Raw genomic sequence first — 14,156 nt, forward strand, 5'->3', positions numbered from 1 at the left:
TCCCGACGCCGTGAAGATCAAGGAACTGTTCGCCCAGAAGGAGCCCGTGTTCTCCTTCGAGTTCTTCCCGCCGAAGACCGACAAGGCCGCGGAGAAGCTGATGGAGACCGTCGCCGAGTTGAAGGGCGCGCTGTCTCCCGGCTACGTGTCCGTGACCTACGGCGCAGGCGGGAGCACGCGCGAGCGCACGCTCGAGTGCGTGCGGCGCATCCACACGGAACTCGGTCTGACCGCCATGGCGCACCTGACCTGCGTCGGGCACACCGCCGTCGAGTTGACCGAGATCGTGCGCGAACTGGTCGACGCCGGCGTCGAGAACGTGCTGGCCCTGCGCGGCGATCCGCCCCAGGGCGAGACGCGGTTCAGCGCCGTCGACGGCGGCTTCGCGAACGCCAGCCAACTGGTCGAGCACCTGCGCGGCGAGTTCGACCTGTGCCTCGGCGGCGCCTGCTATCCGGAGCGGCACCCCGAGGCGATCTCGCTCGAGTCCGACGTCCGCTGGCTGAAGCACAAGGTCGAGCAGGGTGTCGATTTCCTGGTCACCCAGCTCTTCTTCGACAACGCCGACTACTTCGCGTTCGTCGATCGCATCCGGGCCGCCGGCATCGACGTGCCCGTGATCCCGGGCATCATGCCGATCACGAACGTGGCCCAGATCGAGCGCTTCACCTCCATGTGCGGCGCCCGGATTCCCGAGGAACTGCGGGTGCGTCTGGACCCGATCCGCGACGACGCCGCCGCCGTCATGGCGACCGGGATCGAGCACGCGACGCTCCAGTGCCGCGCGCTCATCGCGGCCGGCGCTCCCGGCCTGCACTTCTACACGCTCAACAAGAGCCACGCGACGCGCTCCATCCTGGCGTCCGTCAAGGCGCTCTGAACCGTCGGCGGCAGCGCGCTGTCCGTCCGCACCCATCACACCTCCCCCCGAACGTCCGCCACTTCGATGACCACCTCCAAGGACGTCGTCACCTTCCAGAGCCACCTCGTCGATCACCAGCGCAAGCACCCCGAAGCGACGGGCGCCTTGAGTTGGATCCTGATCTCGGTCTCCGTCTCGGCGAAGATGATCGCCGCCAAGATCCGCCGCGCGCGGCTCGAGGGCGTGCTCGGTGCGCTCGAGTCCGAGAACGTCCAGGGCGAGGTCCAGCAGAAGCTCGACGTGATCGCCGACCGCATCATGCGGCACAACGTGGGCGAGAAGGAGCCGGTCGCGATCCTCGGTTCGGAGGAGGAGGAGGACGTGCACGCGCTGCGTCTGCAGACCGACGGCGAGCGCCGCTACAACGTGCTCTTCGACCCGCTCGACGGCTCGTCCAACCTGGACACCTGCGGCGCGGTGGGGACGATCTTCTCGGTGCTGCGCCACGACCGGCGCGCGGACGATCCGGTGAACTCGGTGCTGCAGCCGGGAACCCAGCAAGTGGCAGCCGGCTACGTGCTGTACGGGTCGTCGACGGTCTTCGTCTACACCGCGGGTGACGGCGTGCACGTCTTCGAGCTCGATCCGAACGTGGGCACGTTCTTCCGCGTGAAGGCCGACCTCCAGATTCCGGCCACCGGCAAGATCTACTCGCTCAACGAGGGCAATCGCCGTTCGATGCCCCAGGGCTACCGCGACTACCTCGACTGGGCCCAGAGCAACGGCTACTCGAGCCGCTACATCGGTGCGATGGTCGCCGACGTGCACCGCACGTTGCTCAAGGGCGGGGTGTTCCTCTACCCGCCGACCGAGTCGTCCCCGAACGGCAAGCTGCGGCTCCTGTACGAAGTCAACCCGATGGCGATGCTGGTCGAGCAGGCCGGCGGCAAGGCGCTGTCGGGCGACCAGCGCGCGATGGACATCCGGCCGACCGAACTGCACCAGCGCGTCCCGATCGTGCTGGGCAGCCCGGACGAGGTGGATCGCGTGTACGACCACCTGAAGTAGTCAGGTTCGCAGCGTGGGCTCCCGCGCCCGGGACCTCTTCGGAGCCGCTGTGGACGCTGGAACCGCCCTGCGCCGATGGACGGGGGATGGATCCGCAGACCTCCCGTTCGACGAATTCCGCACCCAGCGCGGCCCGCAGCACCCTCGCCGGAGGCCTGCGCGTCACGCCTTTCGAGCTCTTCGGCGAGCGCGCGGTGGCGGCGTCCGCGCCCACGGCTCCCGCACCCGAGGCGCCCTCGAGCAGCACGGGCGTCGCGGCCCGCCCCGGCCACGCGTTCCTGTTCAAGGAGCCGTCGGACGTGCCGCTCCTGGTCTCGAGCAACTGCCCGACGACCCTGTGCAACTACCGCTGCACCTACTGCTACCTCGACCACGACGGGCGCGACGGAGCCACCGAGGACAAGGCGGTCGTCCACTGGAACCGCACCGTCGATCGCATCGCGACCATTCCGCGCCCGCTCTACCTGGCGATCGGCACCGAGGGCGAGCCACTGACCGTCAAGCCGTTCTGGGAGACGCTGCGCCGCCTGTCCGCGCGCGAGAACGTGAAGGGCTTCTGGTTCCCGACGAACCTCTCGCGCCCGATCGAGAAGCTGGCCGAGGGTGTCGACATTGGCAAGCTCGGCCTGACCGCGAGCCTGCACCCGAGCGAGTTCAAGGACCACGACCGCGACCTCGACCTGTTCCTGTCGCGCTGCCGCTGGGTCGTCGACAACGGTGGATCGGTGGTGATCAACTTCATCCTCACGCCCGGCCAGTTCGAGCTCTTCCCCGTCTACCGCTACATCGCGCGTCAGCACGGCATCGCGATGACGTGCAACGTTTTCAAGGGCGAGTTCGAGGGCAAGAGCTATCCCGACGCCTACACCGAGGCCGACCACGCGCGCATCGAGGAGTTCTTCGCCGACCGCCCGCTCGTGCACCACTACATGTCGGGCGCTCCGTCGCGCGGCGTCGCGTGCCACGCGGGGCAGGACGCACTCGAGGTGCACCCGGTCACCGGCCAGGTGCTGAACTGCCCGTTCGCCCAGGAGAAGATGGGCTCGATCTGGGACGACGACTTCCAGATCCGCACCAAGCCCTCGGCCTGTTCGACCGACTGGTGCCAGTGCCACTGGACGATCGGCCTGATGGCGGAGGTGACGAAGAAGTTCAAGCGCACCCGCGCCATCTTCGACTTCGAGGCGCGCGAGCCGGGCGAGGTGGGGGAGCACCCGTTCGCCTGAGCGCGTCGGTGGTTCGAAGCTCAAGCGTTGTCCGCGACGCTCGCACTTCGCTGTTCGCGCGCGAAGCGGGCCAGGAGCAACTGTCCGAGCGACAGGCCGAGGGCGAGGAACCACCACAGGTCCACGGCGTACTCGAGTGCGAGCGGCGCGGTCGCCAGAACCGACCCGAACGCGAGCATGTGGCCGAGCGCGAGCCAAGAGCCGAGCGTCGCGAGGCGCCTCCTGACGGTTGCACCGTTCAGAAGGTGCGCGAGGTATTGGCCGAACAGCGCCACGATCGCGACGAGCCCGAGTAGGGCGGCGACAGTGGCGGAGACGATCAGGACGGATGTGGCCAGCGGCGAACTCGAAGGCTCGACGCGAGGTCCCCAGTGGGGCGCGACGAACGTCGTGACCGTCGCCATGACCGAGATGCGCAGGGGCACGAGTCCGAGCACCGCGGCGACGAGTCCGGCCAGCGCGCGGCGGTCGCGCGGGACACCTGTCGCGCGGTGGCGCTGCGACAGTCTTCGGTCAGAGTTCATCGTGCGCGTTCCTCGTTGCGGAGCCCGCGCAGCGCGATCCCGAGAATCGCGATCGACGACGCGGGAACGAACCACAGACCGAGTTCCGCGGCGTCGGTCCCGGGCAGGAGCCCCGCGAAGGCGAGCACCCAGAAGACTGCGAACGCGCTCTGAAGTGCGACGAGGACCACGAGGGATCGGCGAGCAGCCCGCTGTCCACCGCGCGTGGAGCAGCGGAAATGGACGATTCCCACAGCCGCCTTGACGGCTCCGGCGACGAGCAGCACGTCGATCCACGATCGGAGCGTGCTCGAGGACGAGCCCCAGAACGACGCGGCGCGTACGTAGAGCAGTCCGAGCGCGTGGACGGGCCAGCTCAGCGACCAGGCCAGGACGAAGGCGGTCGCTCGCGTCCGTATCTCGCGCGGCCGAGTGCTCCACAGCGAGCGTCGGTGCAGTCTCGGCGAGTCGGTGCTTTCGACGGCGACGTCCGTGTGCGGAGGAAGTGCAGATGCGATGGCGGTGCTCCGAAGATCGGGTGCCCCAGGCGGGCGCCGATCTTAGCCCGTGTGGACGCCAGTGGAGCCCCGCGTCGCAGCGCTCGTCGTCACCGTTCCCCGACGAAGCCCCGCGTCACCCCGCCCCATCCGCCCACGCGAGGTCGAACAGGGCTTGGTCGGCGGCATCCACCGCGCCGTCGCCGTCCATGTCGGCGCACGGCGTGCCCAGGGCGAACTCGAGCGCGAACGTCGCCCGGTCCGCCGCGTCCACGGTGCCGTCCGCGTTCGCATCGGCGGCGTGGAGCAGGCGCAGTTCCAGCTCGAGCGAACCGTCGGACGTTCCGTCCTGCATCTGGACGAGGCTGTGGTTGCCCGCGATCAAGAGGTACGCGCAGGGCTCGAGCCAACCCTTCCAGGCGGCATCCTTCGTCGCGCCGTCGGTCGCGGTCGCGTTGAACAGTTGGCTGCCGTCGCCGAGCAGCATCGCGTAGCCCTGGGACAGGCCAGACTTCGCGCAGGCCTCGATGGCGAGCGTGGCGCGCACCCGTTCGACGAGTCGGAACTCGACCCACAGCTCCGACCGCGCCCGCGCGCTGTGGTCGAAGAGCGCACTCGAGGCCACGGCCGTGGCCTCCATCGAGGCCACGATGCGCCGCGCGCCGACGATCGACGTGTGCCGCCCGCTGGCCTCGGCGACGGGCGCTCCGTTCGCATCCACCAACTGGACGGCGGACGCGGCCGCGAACGCGGTCAGGGGCGACGGGTCCTCGTGGCTCCAGCTCTCGGACAGCGCGGGCGCGCCGAGGGTGGGTGAACCGCTCACGTCCAACTCGAGTTCGCGCGCGCCGATTTCGAGGTCCTCGAAGCGCGGAGCGAACGGGCTCGACGCGGCCTCCAGCGTGACCCGCAGCGCTTCCGTCGCGCCGACCACGACTGCGCCCGCGCCGGACGGATCGATCACGAGGCCCTGCAGGTCGATGCGCAGTCCGACCAGCGCCGGATCGTCGGGGGGCAGCAGTTGGACCGTGCTCGGCGTTCCCGGTCCGGCCCACGGTGCGCCGCTCCAGATGCCGACGAGGTCGAGCGGGTCGAGCGACACCACCAACTCGCCCGGGACGTGGTAGCCGTGCATGCTCAGTCCGAACGCCGTCGTCCCGCACGGGGTGGGGGAGTCCTTCGCGAGTGACGCGATCAAGAAGGTGCACGCGCCCGGAATCTGCGTGCCGAGCGGGTTGTCGATCCCGACCACCAGGGCCTCGCCGAGGACGCCGGTTCCCGCGATCACCACCAGACTCTGCGGCGGATTGAGGCCACACGTCACCCGCTCGGACTCGGCCAGGGCCGGTGCGCTCGCGAGCAGCGCGAACAGTGTGGCGCCGGCCAGTGGGCCCGCGAGCGACGGTGCGGCGCTGGCGGGAGCGGGGACGACTGGAGCGGTGGTGGCTGGAACCATGTGGACCGGGATCGGGGTCGCGGAGCCGCGCTCGCGCATCAGGGGAGTGCAAATCAGTCTTCAAGGGACCCTAGACGTCCTCCCCGCCCGCCTCCGAGCAGTTCGCGCTCGTCACGGCCGTCGGCGTCCCGCCCTCGGGCCCCGGCGACCCTCCCGGCCACGCTCCTGGCGCGCGCGCCTTCCTCAAGGAATCGGCGGGGGCCTCCGATCGACCGAGGACGATGCGATACCCCACCGCTTGTGCGGTCGTGCTCGTGCGGGAGGAGGCTCTGCCCCACCTCGAACGCGCTCTGACCGAGATCCGCGCCCAACGCGACTGTGAACTCACCCCCGTCCTCGTCGACCAGACGTTGGCCGGCGAACTCGAGGGCAAGGGCCCCGAGTTGGGCGCCACCGTCCTGCGCGAGCCGAGTCCGTCGCGCGGACTGGGTCTGGTGCGCGCGCTCGAGGCCACCGACGCCGAAGCGGTGCTCGTGTGGGAGGCGCGGGCCTGCTACGGGACGGATCGCGCACGGACCCAGCTGGCTGCGCTCGCATCCGACGAGAGCCTGCACCTGGTCACCTGTGACCTCGCGCTCGCCAGCACGAACGCAGCGGGCGAGCCGTACCGCGAGACGCGCGCGCTCGACCTGTGCGACGACGACCTCCCGGGCCTGTGGCACGCGACTGTGTGCGTACGTCGTCCGCTGCTCGCCACGATCGACCGCGCCGCCTTCGCGCCGTCCGAGTTCGGCCTCTGGACGGCCGCGCGCGCGAGTGGGGTGCTGGGTCACGTGACGAACGCGTTGGTCGAGGTGGAGCTCGAAGCGAGCACCGAACACGTGGCCACGGTGCGCGTCGACGCCCAGCTGCACCGTCTCGCGCAGCAGACGCCGCTCGAGCGACCTGAGATCACGGTGCTGCTCGCCACGCACAACCGCTGCGACATCCTGCTCGACTGCATCGCCGGTTTCGCGCGCCAGCTGGTGCGGCCCGGGACGCTCGAGATCGTGGTGGTGGACGACGCTTCGAGCGACGCCACGTCGCGCGTCCTGCCCCACGTCCGCACGAACGTTCGAGTCGTGTACGACCGTTTGCCCCGCGGCGCCGGTGCTTCCGCCGCGCGCAACCTCGGCCTGCCCGTGGCCCGTGGCGCGCGCGTGCTGTTCGTCAACGACGACACGATTCCCGCACCCGACCTCGTCCGGCGCCACCTCGAGGCGCACCGCGAGCTGGGCGCCGGGGCGATGGTGCTCGGCACGTTCCGCCAGCCCGACGACATCCTCGCCAACGCGCTCAATCGCGTGCTCGACGATGGGAACCTCGTGTTCGGGTACGCGGGCTTCGTCGCCGGAGAGGAGCTCCCCGGCGGGCACTTCTACACCTGCAACGCCAGCGTCGACACCGAGGTGGTGCGCGCGATCGGAGCCTTCGACGAGGGCTACGGCGAGTGCGGCGGCGAGGACACGGACATCGGCCTGCGCCTGATCGCTGCGGGCCAACGCCTGTTCTTCCGTCCCGAGTGCCAGGCGACGCATCGCCACCGACTCTCGTTCGAGGACTTCCGCCGGCGGCAACACCGCGTGGCTCGAGCGCACGTGCGGCTGTACTTCGACCACCCCGAACTCGTCGTCGGCCAGCCCTTCGCCGAGCGCACGACCGAGCACATGCGCACGCACCTCGAGCGTTCCGCTCCCGCGATTCCGCTCTGCGAGAGCGCGGCACGGACCCTGGCCGAGATCGATCTCGACCGGGTGGCGGCGACGGGTGGCGAACTGGATGCGACGGTGCGCGACCTGGCCCACACGCTCGAGGAGTGCGTGCGCCGCCTGCACTCGGTGTATTGGATCGAGGGCCTGCTCGCGGGCTTCGACGAAGCGGGACTGACCGGTTTCCCCGACCTGATCGAGAAGGCCACCGCCCGCGCCGCCGTGCGGGCCTTCGAACGAACGACCGACGACTCCGTCGCCGCGGCGACACCGACCACGACGAACCCGACCTCGTCGAACACCACCGAGGTGATCCACCATGCGTAACTGTCTCGTCCTCGGTTCCGGTCGCAGCGGAACCAGCATGGTCACCGGCGCCCTCGCGCGCGCCGGCTACTTCATGGGTGAGTCGCTGCACGCCCCGCGCGCCGCGAATCCCAAGGGCTTCTTCGAGGCGCCCGAGATCAACGGTCTGAACGAGGATCTGCTCGCGGGTCTGCTTCCGGCCGACACCGATCTGGGTGAAGGTCAGCGCTGGCTCGGTGTGCCCGTTCCGGGTGCGCGCGCGCGGGCGACCGCCGAGCAGTCTCAGCGCATCCTGGCTGCGGCCTCCCACGCGCCGTTCTGCTTCAAGGACCCGCGCTTCTCGTTCACGCTGCCGGCCTGGAGCGAAGTGCTCGCTGGCGCCGGTGCCGAGTCACCGGCGCTCGTCTGCGTCTTCCGCCATCCGGCGTCGACGGCGACGAGCATGGTGACCGAGGTCGGAAGCGCGCCGTACCTCGCGGGCGTCCACTTCGACGCTGCCCGCGCGTTCGAGCTGTGGATCGCCACCTACCGCGCGGTCCTCGAGCAGGCGAAGAGTGGCGGCGACTGGCTGTTCCTGCACTACGACCAGGTCCTGGCCGGCGACGGCCTCGAACGCCTGGCGAGCTTCGTCGGCGCCGCGATCGACGCCGAGTTCCCCGACGCCCGCATGCGACGCGACGTGCCCGAGATCGCGGTGCCGACCGAGGCGCTCGAGATCTACCGCGAACTGTGCGAGCTCGCGCGTTTCGCTCCGGCCGAAGGAACCAGCGCACCGCGCACCCGTGTCGGCGTGATCGTGCCCGTCGAGAGGGGCGAAGAAGATGGCGCCGCCGCGGCCGTGGCCAACGCGCGCGCCCAACGCGGTGTGGACGTGGAGGTGGTGGTACTCGATCGCAGCGGAGCGTTCGTGCGCCTCGAGACCCTCGCCGGAGCCCGCGTGCTGCACTCGATCTCGCCGGCCGTCGGCGTGGATCTGCGCGCCGCGGCAGCCGCCCTCGGAACGTCGTTGGTCGCGCTGGAGCGGCCCGGCTGCCCGTCCCTGCCCGCGCGCCTCGCCCAGGCCGTCGAACGCCTGACCGCGAACCCGACCGCTGGCGTGCCGGACGTCGTCACCTGCGACTCCATGCTCACCGACGAGCACGGCCAGTTCGTCCAGCGCCAGAGCCCGGCCGCGATGGGGGACACGCCCGGACCCGCCTGGGACGCCGGACTCGTCGCCCACAGTCGCTGGTTCGAAGGCCTGCCGTCCACCGCGTTCCACCCCGTGGTCCTCGCCCACTGGCGCACCAGCGTCCACGCGGGCCGCGCCGGTCACGTGCTCGAGCCCGGCTACACGCTTCCGTCGAAGGCCTACGCGAGCGGTTGGGAGCGCGCGCGCGCCGACGCGCGTCTCGTGACGTTGGCCGCCGAGCCGATCGCGAACGAACGCCCGCGTCTGTCGGTCTCGATCTGCACCTACGACCGTCGAGAGGTGCTCGTCGAGTGCCTCGAGGCCTTCTGCCGTCAGGAGCTGCGTCCCGGCACGTTCGAGATCGTGCTGGTGGACGACGGCTCGAGCGACGGGACCGACGAACTGTTGCGCGGGCTCGAGTTCCCCGTGCCCGTGACGCACCTGCGACGCGAGAACGGCGGACTGTCCGCGGCGCGCAACACCGGCCTCGAGGTCGCGCGCGGCGAGTACGTCCTGTTCGTCAACGACGACACGATCCCGCGTCCCGACTGCGTGGCCGAGCACCTGGCCGCACACCGCGCCGCGCAGTTGGTCGGCGAGGACCGCTTGGCCGTGCTGGGCACGTTCGAACAGCCCGAGTCCGAGTTCCCGACCGCGCTGGCCCAGGCGCTCGTGCGTTCGAACGTGGTCTTCGACTACGCGAGTCTCGATCCGTCGCAGCGCTACGACGCTTGGAAGTTCTGGACCTGCAACGTCAGCGTCCGCCTCGACATGGTGCGCGCGGTCGGCGGGTTCGATCCGTCGTTCCGGCACTACGGGTGCGAGGACACCGATCTGGCCGTGCGGCTCGAGAAGTTCGGCATGCAGGTTCTGTACCACCCGCGTGCGCGCGCGGTGCACCGGCACGACATGGACTTCGACTACCTCGTGCGTCGCGGTCGGACGGTGGCGCGCGCCTACGTGCGCCTGGTGCGCAAGCATCCCGAACTGCTCGAGCGTTGGGGCAACGAGTCGCTGCGTCGCGACACGTGCGACGAACAGACGCGGGCCCGCGCGACCGCCACGGCCGTGGTCGAGAGAACCTGCGCCGAGCTGGCGCGGATCCGACCGGGCCACATGCGTCGACTCGGCGGTGTGCACGCGGCTCGGGCCGAGGCGGTCGTCGAGCAGCTCGCGGAGTTGTTGAAACAGGCCAGCACGAGTTGGTGGCTCGAAGGCAACCGCGACGGGATGGACGAGCACGGACTCGGCGGCTTCGACGAGCTGTTGGCCGACGGCAGTGGGCCGCTGCCGATCGCGACCCAGAGCGAGCGGAGGCTGTTCGCGTGGCCGCGCTGGAACGATCCCGTGAGCCTCGACCGCTTGATGGAGCGCATCGAGCCCGCCGTCGCCGGTGGCTTCGCCTCGCTCGTCCTGCGCCTCGATCCCGTCACGGATCCCATGCAGCCCGACGCGATCGCCGCGCTCGAGGCCGCCTTCGCGCGCCGGTTCCCGGCCGACGTCGACCTCGACGTGGTGCTCGACGACGGCCTGCACGACGGCGCGTCCCTCGCGCGTCTCGGCCGCTCGATCGACGCCTTCCTGCCGCTCGGTGGCGAGCCGAACGAGTTCACGGACGGGATCGCGGCGGAGCGACTCGTCGACGTCGAGGCCGTCGCCTCCTGGCGGCGTCGCTTCGAAGGCCGCGTGCCCGTCGCGGCTCCCGCGGCGCGTCCGCTCCCGGCGCCGCGCGTGTCGATCGTCGTGCCGACGCGCGATCGCGGGGCACAGCTCGGCCAGTTGATCGATCGCCTCGCTCTCCAGGACGTCGACCCGCTCGACATGGAGGTCATCGTCGTCGACGACGGCTCGCGCACACCGGTTCCGACCGATCTCGCGGCGCGCAACGGGCACCTGTGCGTGCGCGTGCTGCACACCGATCCGCTCGGACCCTGTGCCGCGCGCAACCGCGGCGTCGAAGTGGCGCGCGGCGAGCTGATCGTGTTCCTCAACGACGACGCCGTTCCGGCAGCGGACCTGGTGTCGCGCCACATCGCGGCCCAGACCGAGAGCACCTTGCCGCGCGCCGTGGTGGGGCGCTTCTCGCTCCTGCCCGAGCACGTGACGGACTCGCTGGGCCGGTACCTGGAGACCACCACGTCGCTCTTCGCCCAGCCGCTGATGCAGGCCGGCGTCCACTACCACGGACTGTCCCTGTGCACCGGCAACGTGTCGCTGCCGCGCGAGTTGATCGTCCGCGTGGGAGGCTTCGACGAGGGCTTCGCGCAGGCCGGTGGCGAGGACTCCGAGATGGGGCTGCGGCTCGAGCGCGAGACGGGACTGCGTGTCGTGTACGACCCGACGATCGAGTGCGGGCACGACCATGCGCTGGACGTGCGTTCCCTCGCGAATCGCAAGCGCACCGTGGGGCGGAGCATCCACAGGATCCAGATGAAGCACGGTGACCTGGGGCTCGCGGCGGGACTGCCGTGGCCGCTCGCGCCGTCGCAGTGGGAGCAGCTCGCGGCGGAGCTCGAGGCCGAGGCGCGTGAGATCGAGCTTCTGATCGAGGGCGTCGAGCGCACCTGTGCGGCCGAGCGCGAGCGCAAGGTGCCGGGCGCCGCGCTCGAGGGACTGCGCCCGCACCTGGCGCGCATCGAGCGTCACCAGCTGCTCCAGGGCCTGGCGGACGCCGCGCTGCCGTCGGGTCTCGCGTTGGCCGCTTGAGCGGTCGGGTGTTCGGTACGGCGTCAGGCACGAAAGTGCCACCTGCCGCCAGCGTCCCTGCGAATCGCAGGGACTCTGGCGGCAGGTGGCACTTTCGTGCCTGACGCCGTACCGAACACCCAACACGGGCCACAGGCGGCGCGTAGGGTCCGGCTCTTCACCCGTTCCCGCGTCCCGCGACCCTCCCATGCCCAGCTGCCCCCCCCGCGCGCTCGCTCGCCTCGCCGTCGTCCTTCCGCTGTTCGTCCCCGCGCTCCTCGCGAGTTGCGCCGGCCCGTCCGCCGCCGAACGTGAGGCCGAACCGGGCGACTCCGCCTGGCGTCCGCTGGTTCCGATCGAGGAGGTCCGGTTCGAGCACCACACGGGACTCGACCTCGAGCCCATCGAGATCGACGGCCTGCCCGCTTGGGCGCGCGCGTTCGGGATCGAGCGTCCGGACGGCTCGCGCGCGGTGATCTACGTCAGCGGCGACGCGGACGGTGCGTTCACGACCCGCAAGCCGCTGCTGCTCTGGTTCCAGGGCTCCGGCGCCCAGTCCGTCTTCAAGCGCTATCCCCAAGGCCTCTCCGGAGGTCTCTTCGCGTACCTGGGCGCGGAGCACTCGGACCGCTTCCACGTGGTGGTGATCGAGAAGCGCGGCGTCGAGTTCCTGGGCGGCACCGAGCACTCCGGGAACGCCGAGGGCGCGTCGCGCGAGTTCCACGAACACTCGACCTGGGAAGGGCGCGTCGGGGACGGGTGCCTCGTGCTCGACGCGCTGCTCGAGCATCCGATGGTGGACCGATCGTGCGTCCTGGCGCTCGGGCACTCCGAGGGCGGCGACATCGCGGCCGGGCTGGCGGCGGTGCGCGACGAAGTGACCCACGTGGCCGTGCTCGCCGGAGCCGGTGGCTGTCAGTGGGCCGAGCTGGTGATGCTGCTGCGCCACGACCTGCGCGCGGAGGGCCTCACCGAGACGGAGGTCGAGGAGGAGGTGCAGAAGCTCTTCGACGACTACCGCGCGATCATGGCGAAGCCCGATTCGGTCGACGACCTGTTCTACGGGCACGCCTACAGGCGCTGGTCCTCGTACGGTCGGCGCACCCCGGCCGAGTCGCTCGTCGACGCGCAGGCCGCGATCTACCTGGCCCAGGGCACGACCGACCGAGCGGTACCGATCGAGTCGTTCGACCACGTGGTCGTCGAACTGCTGCGACGCGGGCGGACGGACGTCACGGTGCGGCGGTATCCCGATGCGGACCACGGCTTCGCCACGCCCGACGACGTCGAGCAGAACGGGATCCTCGAGGCGCTGGATGCGGCGGTGGGGTGGTGCGAGTAGCGTCGGTACGGTGTCAGGCACACATGTGCGGCCGGCCGCCATCGTCGCTGCGAATCGCAGCGACGTGGCGCGGCCGGCCGCACATGTGTGCCTGACACCGTACCGACGCTACTGCAGGATCGGCAGCGCCGCGTGCTCGCGGATGGCGAGACGCTGCGCGAGCTTGCCGGCGCACTCGGTGAACGCGCGCGCCTCGAGGGTGTCGGGGTCGCTCCAGGTGACCGGGTCGCCCGCGTCGCCGCCCACGCGCACGACCGGGTTGAGCGGGATGCGACCGATGACCGGGAAGCCGTGGCGCTTGCTGAGCGCGTCCGCGCCGCCCTTGCCGAACACGTCGAGCAGCACCTCGAACGAGCCGTCCTCCTGCACCGGGCACGAGACGATGCCCAGGCCCGTGTCGACCTTCACCGTCGTGTCGCTCGCGGGGGCGCCAGCGCGTTCGACGCGACCGCGCACGACGAACGAGCTCATGTTCTCGATCACGCCCAGGATCTCGACGTTGACCTGCTTGAACATGCCGATCGCCTTGCCCACGTCGAAGGTCGAGACGGCCTGGGGCGTGGTCACCAGCACGGCGCCCGACAGCGGCACGATCTGCGCCAGGGACAGTTGCGCGTCACCGGTGCCGGGCGGCATGTCCACGAGCAGGTAGTCGAGCTCGCCCCACTCGACGTCGGACAGGAACTGCTCGATCAGCTTGTGCACCATCGGGCCGCGCCACACGACAGGCTTCTCGTCGGCGAGCAGGTAGCCGATCGACATGGTCTTGATGCCGTGGCGTTCCTTGGGGATCAGCTTGCGCTCGGCCGTCGTCTCCGGCTCGCCCTTGAGCCCCATCATCATCGGGATGTCGGGCCCGTACACGTCGCAGTCCATGATGCCGACGCGCGCTCCCGTCCGAGCGAGCGCGACCGCCAGGTTGACGGTCGCGGTGCTCTTGCCGACGCCGCCCTTGCCCGAGCTCACGGCGACCACGTGCTTGACGTGCGGTGCGATCTGGCGCGGCTCGGCCTGACCGCGCACCTCGGCGGTCATCTCGACGTTCACGTCGGTCACACCGGGCAGAGCGGCGATCAGACCGCGCGCCTGTTCGCGCAGCTGGTCCTTCACCGGGCAGGCGGGCGTGGTCAGGTTGATCGTCACGCTGACGGCCCCGTCGCACACGGCGTTCTTCGTGATGAAGCCGAGCGACACGATGTCGCGGCCGAGGTCGGGATCGATGACACCGCGCAGGGCGTCGAGAACGGCTTCTTTGGTGACGGTCATGGGGCGGGGTGGGGCCGTGGCGACGGCGGGTGGAGCGGGGTCGGGAAGGTGCGTCGGCGGGGCGCGGCGCCGGCGGAACCTAGGTC

The 14,156-nt window shown here is 70.5% G+C and carries 10 protein-coding genes; 6 read left to right on the plus strand and 4 right to left on the minus strand.

Features of this window, described 5'->3' with window-relative positions; all coding sequences use genetic code 11:
• Nucleotides 1–10: 10 nt before the first annotated feature.
• The 3 genes from metF to Pla163_RS06380 all read left to right on the plus strand — a co-directional run bounded on the left by metF (nt 11) and on the right by Pla163_RS06380 (nt 3,156).
• Nucleotides 11–880 carry a methylenetetrahydrofolate reductase [NAD(P)H] gene (metF, locus tag Pla163_RS06370; RefSeq protein WP_145185310.1) on the plus strand — a complete coding sequence of 290 codons (870 nt, stop codon included), beginning with the start codon at nt 11–13 and terminating at the stop codon, nt 878–880.
• A gap of 66 nt (nt 881–946) precedes the next feature.
• Complete coding sequence (gene fbp / locus Pla163_RS06375; protein WP_145185313.1) at nt 947–1,930, plus strand: class 1 fructose-bisphosphatase; 984 nt, start codon at nt 947–949, stop codon at nt 1,928–1,930.
• A gap of 86 nt (nt 1,931–2,016) precedes the next feature.
• On the plus strand, nt 2,017–3,156 hold the full coding sequence (locus Pla163_RS06380) for a radical SAM family protein (RefSeq protein ID WP_145185317.1): 1,140 nt from the start codon (nt 2,017–2,019) through the stop codon (nt 3,154–3,156).
• A 20-nt stretch (nt 3,157–3,176) separates the two neighbouring features.
• Here Pla163_RS06380 and Pla163_RS06385 read toward each other — a convergent pair whose 3' ends face one another.
• From Pla163_RS06385 to Pla163_RS06390, 3 genes are all read right to left on the minus strand, one after another.
• On the minus strand, nt 3,177–3,680 hold the full coding sequence (locus Pla163_RS06385) for a hypothetical protein (RefSeq protein WP_145185320.1): 504 nt from the start codon (nt 3,678–3,680) through the stop codon (nt 3,177–3,179).
• The gene (locus tag Pla163_RS18820; RefSeq protein ID WP_419186380.1) at nt 3,677–3,850 is read right to left on the minus strand and encodes a hypothetical protein; all 174 of its coding nucleotides are present in this window, start codon (nt 3,848–3,850) and stop codon (nt 3,677–3,679) included. The genes Pla163_RS06385 and Pla163_RS18820 overlap by 4 nt, the downstream gene beginning before the upstream one ends.
• A 442-nt stretch (nt 3,851–4,292) precedes the next feature.
• On the minus strand, nt 4,293–5,612 hold the full coding sequence (locus Pla163_RS06390) for a hypothetical protein (RefSeq protein ID WP_145185323.1): 1,320 nt from the start codon (nt 5,610–5,612) through the stop codon (nt 4,293–4,295).
• A 221-nt stretch (nt 5,613–5,833) separates the two neighbouring features.
• Between Pla163_RS06390 and Pla163_RS06395 the strand changes: the two genes are divergently transcribed.
• The 3 genes from Pla163_RS06395 (at nt 5,834) to Pla163_RS06405 (ending at nt 12,804) form a co-directional block, all read left to right on the plus strand.
• Entirely contained in the window at nt 5,834–7,627 is a 1,794-nt protein-coding gene (locus Pla163_RS06395) for a glycosyltransferase family 2 protein (RefSeq protein ID WP_145185326.1), read from the plus strand.
• Nucleotides 7,620–11,483 (plus strand): glycosyltransferase, encoded by a 3,864-nt coding sequence (locus Pla163_RS06400; protein ID WP_145185329.1) that lies wholly within the window; start codon nt 7,620–7,622, stop codon nt 11,481–11,483. The genes Pla163_RS06395 and Pla163_RS06400 overlap by 8 nt, the downstream gene beginning before the upstream one ends.
• A gap of 187 nt (nt 11,484–11,670) precedes the next feature.
• Nucleotides 11,671–12,804 carry an alpha/beta hydrolase family protein gene (locus tag Pla163_RS06405; protein WP_145185332.1) on the plus strand — a complete coding sequence of 378 codons (1,134 nt, stop codon included), beginning with the start codon at nt 11,671–11,673 and terminating at the stop codon, nt 12,802–12,804.
• Nucleotides 12,805–12,912: 108 nt separating this feature from the next.
• On the opposite strand, the gene Pla163_RS06410 is transcribed toward Pla163_RS06405, so the two are convergent.
• Nucleotides 12,913–14,070, minus strand: a complete 1,158-nt coding sequence (locus tag Pla163_RS06410) for an Mrp/NBP35 family ATP-binding protein (protein WP_145185335.1) — start codon at nt 14,068–14,070, stop codon at nt 12,913–12,915.
• Nucleotides 14,071–14,156 lie beyond the last annotated feature (86 nt).

The sequence above is a fragment of the Rohdeia mirabilis genome (assembly GCA_007750655.1).
GTDB lineage: Bacteria > Planctomycetota > UBA1135 > UBA1135.